The 6,075-nt window shown below is 62.6% G+C and carries 4 protein-coding genes and 3 pseudogenes; 6 read left to right on the top strand and 1 reads right to left on the bottom strand.

Features of this window, described 5'->3' with window-relative positions:
* The 6 genes and pseudogenes from M8J71_RS23145 to M8J71_RS23120 all read left to right on the top strand — a co-directional run.
* Nucleotides 1–224, top strand: a pseudogene (locus M8J71_RS23145) (alanine dehydrogenase); the annotation flags it as partial.
* A 41-nt stretch (nucleotides 225–265) separates the two neighbouring features.
* The gene (locus tag M8J71_RS23140; RefSeq protein ID WP_256250211.1) at nucleotides 266–1,741 is read left to right on the top strand and encodes a gamma-aminobutyraldehyde dehydrogenase; all 1,476 of its coding nucleotides are present in this window, start codon (nucleotides 266–268) and stop codon (nucleotides 1,739–1,741) included.
* A 67-nt stretch (nucleotides 1,742–1,808) separates the two neighbouring features.
* Nucleotides 1,809–3,295 (top strand): annotated as a pseudogene (locus tag M8J71_RS23135) (CoA-acylating methylmalonate-semialdehyde dehydrogenase).
* Between the two features lie 25 nt (nucleotides 3,296–3,320).
* On the top strand, nucleotides 3,321–4,694 hold the full coding sequence (locus M8J71_RS23130; RefSeq protein WP_256250209.1) for an aspartate aminotransferase family protein: 1,374 nt from the start codon (nucleotides 3,321–3,323) through the stop codon (nucleotides 4,692–4,694).
* Nucleotides 4,691–4,933: a hypothetical protein gene (locus M8J71_RS23125; protein ID WP_256250208.1), complete on the top strand. Its 243-nt coding sequence runs from the start codon at nucleotides 4,691–4,693 to the stop codon at nucleotides 4,931–4,933. The genes M8J71_RS23130 and M8J71_RS23125 overlap by 4 nt, the downstream gene beginning before the upstream one ends.
* A gap of 103 nt (nucleotides 4,934–5,036) precedes the next feature.
* Entirely contained in the window at nucleotides 5,037–5,306 is a 270-nt protein-coding gene (locus tag M8J71_RS23120) for a hypothetical protein (protein WP_256250206.1), read from the top strand.
* A 656-nt stretch (nucleotides 5,307–5,962) separates the two neighbouring features.
* Here the strand turns inward: M8J71_RS23120 and M8J71_RS23115 are convergent.
* Nucleotides 5,963–6,075, bottom strand: a pseudogene (locus M8J71_RS23115) (IS5-like element ISMt1 family transposase); the annotation flags it as partial.

The following is a 6,075-nucleotide window of genomic DNA, read 5'->3' as shown; positions in this document are numbered from 1 at the left end:
CCAACATGCCCGGCGCCGTCCCCAACACCTCCACCTACGCCTTGACCAACGTGACCCTGCGGTACGCGGTGTCCCTGGCCAACCTCGGCGTCAAGGCCGCCTTCGACCGCGACCCCGCCCTGGCCGCCGGCCTCAACACCGCCGCCGGCCACGTAGCCCACCACTCCGTGTCCGAAGCCCACAACCTGCCCCTCGCTGCCCATCGTGATCTCATCACGGTCTAATCCGGCCCCGGCCAACCACATCCCTTAGAAGAGGTAACCTCGTGCACCAGTTCATCGACGGGCAATTTCAAACAGGCGCCTCGGGCCGCAAGCTCGACATCATCAATCCCGCCACCGGCGAATCAGTGGAAACTGTAACTCTCGCCGGTCGCGCCGACGTCGATCAGGCCGTAGCGGCAGCCCGTGCAGCTTTTCCATCCTGGGCGGCAGCAACACCGGGTGAACGTTCTACTGTGCTGTCACGGTTCGCACGTCTGCTGGCGGAACAGGCGGAGGACTACGCCGTGGCGGAAAGTCGCCAAACCGGTAAGCCTCTCCGCCTGGTCCGGGAATTCGATATCCCCGGCACGATCGACAACGCAGATTTTTTCGCAGGTGCCGCCCGGAATCTGGAAGGCAAAGCCACCGCGGAGTACTCCCCCGATCACACTTCCAGCATCCGCCGTGAAGCCATTGGCGTGATTGGATCCATCTCGCCCTGGAACTATCCCCTGCAGATGGCCGCGTGGAAAATCCTTCCCGCCATTGCCGCCGGCAACACGATTGTGCTCAAACCCGCCCAGATCACCCCGCTCACGTCCCTGATGTTCGCCCGGACCCTGCAGGAGGCAGGGCTCCCGGACGGCGTCGTCAACATCATTGTGGGAGACGGCTCGGAAGCCGGGGCAGCACTCATGCGCCACCCGGGCGTCGACATGGTCTCATTCACCGGCTCCACCACCGTAGGCCGCACCGTCCTGGAGGCCGCAGCCATCAACTCCAAGCGCGTCCATCTGGAGCTCGGCGGAAAGGCCCCCTTCGTCGTCTTCGATGACGCCGACATCGAAGCCGCAGCGCACGGCGCCGTCGCGGGCAGCCTGATCAACACTGGGCAGGACTGCACCGCCGCGACCCGGGCCATCGTGCACCGCAGCATCCACGACACCTTCGTAGCAAGGGTCGCTGAGCTCTACCGCGATATCCGGGTCGGTTTGCCCGACGATGAAGACACGGACATCGGACCGCTGGCCTCCTATGCCCACCGGGACCGGGTAGCAGCAATGGTCGACAGGGCCCGGAACTACGCCACGATCGTCACCGGCGGCTCCACCCCCGGGGACCTCCTCGCCCCCGGTGCGTTCTATACCCCAACCCTTATCACCGGTGCCGCGCCGGACAGCGAAATCGTCAGGGACGAGGTGTTCGGCCCCGTGTTGGCCGTGCTCCCCTTCGACTCCGACGACGAAGCCATTGCCCTGGCCAACGACACCCCCTACGGCCTCGCGGCCTCCGCCTGGACCCGCGACGTCTACCGCTCGCTCCGGGCCACCCGCGATATCAAGGCCGGCTGCGTATGGGTCAATGACCACATTCCCATCATCAGCGAGATGCCCCATGGCGGGGTGAAGGAATCCGGTTTCGGCAAAGACATGTCCACCTACTCCTTTGATGAATACACACAGGTCAAGCACGTCATGTTCGATATCACCGGCACCGCACATAAGGACTGGCACCGGACCATCTACAAACTCCGCTGACCTCCCCAACAGCCCGTCCCGACTCGGTTCGGGATCGGGACACAGAGACCTACTTCGAGGAGAACACTTGAACATCATTCAGCATTGGATCAACGGCCGCTACGTCCCCGCCGGCGGACGGACCGCCCCGGTCGCCAACCCGGCCACGGGAAAGGTCACCGGCGAGGTCGCCCTGGCCACCGAAGCGGAAGGGCAGGAGGCCGTAGCAGCGGCAAAGGCAGCCTTCCCGGGCTGGCGGGACACCTCACTGGCACGCCGCACGCAGATCCTATTCGCCTTCCGCGAACTACTAAACGCCCGAAAAGGCGAACTGGCTGCCATCATCACCGCCGAGCACGGCAAAGTCCTTGACGACGCTCTGGGCGAGGTGACACGGGGCCAGGAAGTGGTCGAGTTCGCGTGCGGCATCCCCCACCTGCTCAAAGGCGGCTATACAGAAAACGCCTCCACCAAGGTCGATGTTCACTCCGTCCGACAGGCCCTGGGCCCGGTCGCGATCATCAGCCCGTTCAACTTCCCTGCCATGGTCCCCCTGTGGTTCTTCCCCGTCGCGATCGCCGCAGGCAACACCGTGGTCATCAAACCCAGCGAGAAAGACCCCACGGCGCTGAACTGGATCGCCGAACTCTGGAAGGAAGCAGGCCTCCCCGACGGGGTTTTCAACGTGCTCCATGGTGACAAAGTCGCAGTGGACACCTGCTGACGGATCCTGACATCAAGGCCGTCTCCTTTGTCGGCTCCACCCCGATCGCGCAGTACGTCTACGAGACCGCCACAACGCACGGCAAACGGGTGCAGGCCCTGGGCGGGGCGAAGAACCATATGGTCGTCCTCCCCGACGCCGACCTGGATCTGGCCGCCGACGCCGCCGTCAATGCCGGCTTCGGCTCCGCAGGTGAGCGATGCATGGCTATTTCCGCCCTGGTCGCCGTGGGCGGCATCGCCGACGAACTCGTGGCCAAGATCGCTGATCGCGCCCGCAGTCTGCGGACCGGCGACGGCGTCCGGGGCTGCGACATGGGGCCGCTCGTTACCGCTGCGCACCGCGACAAGGTCTCCGGGTACGTGGACGCCGGAGACGCCTCCGGCGCCACACTGATAGTTGACGGCCGCACCGTTACTCCCGATGCCGAGGGCGAAGGATTCTTTGTGGGCCCGACCCTCTTCGATAACGTCACCACCGATATGTCCATCTACACCGACGAGATCTTCGGCCCCGTCCTGTCCGTGCTCCGCGTCGACACCTACGACCAAGCCCTGGAACTCATCAACGCAAACCCCTACGGCAACGGCACAGCGATCTTCACCAACGACGGAGGCGCGGCCCGCCGGTTCGAGAACGAGGTCGAAGTCGGCATGGTCGGCATCAACGTTCCCGTTCCCGTCCCGATGGCCTACTACTCCTTCGGCGGCTGGAAAAACTCTCTCTTCGGTGACACCCACGCGCACGGCACCGAAGGAGTCGGCTTCTTCACCCGCGGCAAGGTCGTCACCTCCCGCTGGCTTGATCCCAGCCACGGCGGCATCAACCTCGGCTTCCCCCAAAACGCCTAACCCCCCAGCCAAACAGGACAACCCTATGACCTCCACCCTCGTGCCCAGTCCCATCTTCGGGCAGGCCGAACGCGACGCCGCGGACCGGGCCTACGACCTGGACCGCAAACATGTCTTCCACTCCTGGTCAGCCCAGGACCTCCTGGACCCCATGGTCATCACCGCCGCGCAAGGCTCCTATGTGTGGGACGGCAATGGCAATAAATACCTGGACTTCTCCTCCCAGCTGGTCAACACCAATATCGGCCACCAGCACCCAGCCGTCGTAGCCGCAATCACCGCCCAGGCAGAAAGCCTCTGCACCATTGCGCCCAGCTATGCCAACGCCGCCCGGTCAGAGGCAGCCCGGCTTATCGCCGAGCGGACGCCCGGGGAACTGAACCGTATCTTCTTCACCAACGGGGGCGCCGATGCCAACGAACATGCAGTCCGCATGGCCAGGATCCACACCGGACGGCAAAAAGTCCTTTCGGCCTACCGGTCCTACCACGGCGGCACGCAACTCGCGATCAATCTGACCGGCGACCCCCGCAGCTGGTCCAGCGACACCGCCAGCACCGGCACCGTGCACTTCTTCCCGCCATACCTTTACCGCAGCGCATTCCACTCCGCCACCGAAGAACAGGAAAGCGAACGCGCACTGGAACACCTCGAACAGCTCATCGCATTCGAGGGCCCCTCCACCATCGCCGCCCTCATCCTTGAAGCAATCCCCGGCACCGCCGGCATCTACCTGCCACCGCCCGGCTACCTGAAAGGCGTCCGGGAACTCTGCACCCGGCACGGCATCATCTTCATCGCGGACGAAGTGATGTCAGGCTTCGGGCGCAGCGGCAAATGGTTCGCTCTCGAGCACTTCGACGTCGTCCCGGATCTGCTCACCTTCGCCAAAGGCGTCAACTCCGGATACGTACCACTTGGAGGAGTCGCAATAAGCCCGGAAATCGCCGGCACCTTCGGCAAGCAGGCCTACCCCGGTGGCCTGACCTATTCCGGCCACCCCCTGGCTACAGCCGCGGCCGTCGCGACCATCAACGCCATGGAGGACGAAGGCATAGTGCAGCAAGCCTCACACCTCGGTGAAAAGGTGATCGGCCCCGCCCTAAACATGTTCAAGGAACACCATCCATCTGTCGGAGAAGTCCGTGGAAGCGGTGTCTTCTGGGCAATCGAGCTCGTCAAAGACCGCAACACCAAGGAACCGTTGGCACCATATGGTGGGTCGAGCCCCGCCATGAACCAACTCGTGGCGACCTGCAAGCTAAAGGGCCTGATCCCGTTCGCGAACTTCAACCGGATCCACGTCGTCCCACCCTGCAACATCTCCGACGCGGACGCCCAAGTCGGGCTAAACATCATTGATGAGGTCCTCGCCATCGCCGACCAGGCTTCAACATGACCTGTTACGTTGATGTCCCTGCACATCGAGACCTGGCATCCTTCGACAAGGACTGGAAGCAGCTAATCGGCACTCGGGCCGAAGTACACCATGGGGGTAAGCTAATCCGCGCCGGAATCATTGACGACATCATGACCGACTCCGGCATCGTCTGGCTCGCCTCCAACGGAGTGGAACGGCGCGTTCTTTACGACATAAACAGTGGATACCAAATCCGTCTCCTGCCAGGCGGGCCTTAGGACGTAGGGATGCGTCCGCCGCGACACTGATCTGAACCTCACTGCTTGAAACAAAATCTGTTGTGTTTACTGCGCGCATTCGAAGGAACCAAGGAAGGCTGCAATGGCGCCGACATCTTTCGAACTCTTCGACTGGAATGGGCTCAGACCTGACGATGAGATTGAGGTGCTCGGCGACGGGCTGATCATTTCATGCGGCGTGATTGAAGACTTGAACATGGATCAAGATGTCATCCGACTCAAGCTGTCCTATGGGAGAGGTAGACGAACCTACCGCCGGGAGGACGGCTGGCAGGTTCGTAAAGTCTGTAAAACCGAAAGCCCGGCCCATAACGGTGCCACTCCTGCAAAGGTTGGGCACACCCAAAGCTGATACACGGTCCCCTGCCTGGTCCTCGGAACAAACCGGGATTGATCCAGTTCGAACGAGAAGTCCGGTCCGCCCACCCACAGCCGGGGACAATTCTCGTAGGTTATCCACCGCTACTGTTGCCAGGGAGCTACCCTAACGGCTCCCAATTTTCCAGCCGTGGATAACCTGAATTGACCCCAGCCGTGGGCGGATCAGAGCCGCCAGTTCCGGCTGCGTAACCAGCAAGGGCAGTTGAAATCCGGCCGGGCAGGTTGACGGAATCACCAGTATCGCGGCGTTTGAAAATGGGCGGGGAGGGCCGGTAAAAAGGGGTTGTTCCGTGCCATCGCTCGCGGTTGGTCCCCCGGGGCTTTGGACGTCAGAACTGCCAGCCAGCGCCCCTTTCGCGGCGGCAGTATCCAAAGGAAGGCGGGGTCAGGCGGACTGTCTCGCTAGACGGGTAGGGACGAAAAAGGGGTGCCACCGAGTAGGTGACGCCCCTTTTCCTTATCTACGTGCAGTTATTAGTAGTCCACTTCCTGGCGACGCTCCACTCCGTCGATCACCTTCCGGGCAGTTGCGCTGGTTCGTTGGGCTTCCTCGAAAAGCGCCCACTTCAAGACACCCCAGGCGCCTTGGATAGTGGCTCCGAACACCGTGCCGACTAGGACGTGTTGCTAAAGCCCTGATTTGATCCAGATCAGGGTCGACGCCAGGGTCACGCCTGCGAGGTAGCTGCGTGCTGTTTTGTCGCTTCTGGTTGCGATGCCACGCCATTGTTTGAGGCGGT

This window comes from Pseudarthrobacter sp. R1 (assembly GCF_024494415.1).
Taxonomy (GTDB): Bacteria; Actinomycetota; Actinomycetes; order Actinomycetales; family Micrococcaceae; genus Arthrobacter.
Note: the sequence above shows the minus strand (reverse complement) of the source record. Positions and strands in the feature narration are given on the sequence as shown.

Bases quoted from the DNA above. Each gene is read 5' to 3' on its own strand.
- M8J71_RS23130 (WP_256250209.1), top strand. From the start codon at position 3,321: ATGACCTCCACCCTCGTGCCCAGTCCCATCTTCGGGCAGGCCGAACGC.
- M8J71_RS23125 (WP_256250208.1), top strand. From the start codon at position 4,691: ATGACCTGTTACGTTGATGTCCCTGCACATCGAGACCTGGCATCCTTC.
- M8J71_RS23120 (WP_256250206.1), top strand. From the start codon at position 5,037: ATGGCGCCGACATCTTTCGAACTCTTCGACTGGAATGGGCTCAGACCT.